1 protein-coding gene is annotated in these 499 nt (G+C 52.5%); it reads left to right on the forward strand.

Features of this window, described 5'->3' with window-relative positions; genetic code table 11:
• Positions 1 to 499: hypothetical protein (locus IB228_RS20120; RefSeq protein WP_192199657.1), on the forward strand; the 499-nt coding region annotated here is incomplete at both ends.

The following is a 499-nucleotide window of genomic DNA, read 5'->3' on the forward strand; positions in this document are numbered from 1 at the left end:
GTCGGGGGAGGAGAGAGAGGGGCGGGGAAGGGAAGGAAGGAAAGAGAAGAAGGAGAAAAGGGGAAGGGAGAAAGAGGGGGAGGAGGAGAAGAAGGGAGGAGAGGGAAGAGAAGAGAGGAGAGAAAGGAGAGAGAGGGAGGAAGGGAGGAGAAAAAGAAGGGAAGAGGGGAAGAGGGGGGAAAGAGAAGGAGAGAAGGAGGAAGGAAGAGGAAAAGGGGAGAGAGAGAAGAAGAAGGGGAAGAAAGGAAAGGAGAAAAAGAAGGGAAAAGAGGAAGGAAAAGAAGGGGGAGAAGAGAAAAGGAGGGAAGGAGGAGAGGACGAAGAGGGGAGGGGGGAGGAGGAAGAAAGGGAAAGGAGGAGGAGAGAAGGAAGGAGAGAGAAAAAGAAAGGGAGAGAGAGAGAGAGGGAAGGAGGAGAGAGAAAAGAAGAGGGAAAGAGAAGAAGGGGAAGAAGGAGGGAGAAAGAAGCACGACACGAAAGGGTCAGCGAGATATGCATG

The organism is Pseudoxanthomonas sp. PXM04, assembly GCF_014851695.1.
Classification (GTDB): Bacteria; Pseudomonadota; Gammaproteobacteria; order Xanthomonadales; family Xanthomonadaceae; genus Pseudoxanthomonas_A; species Pseudoxanthomonas_A beigongshangi.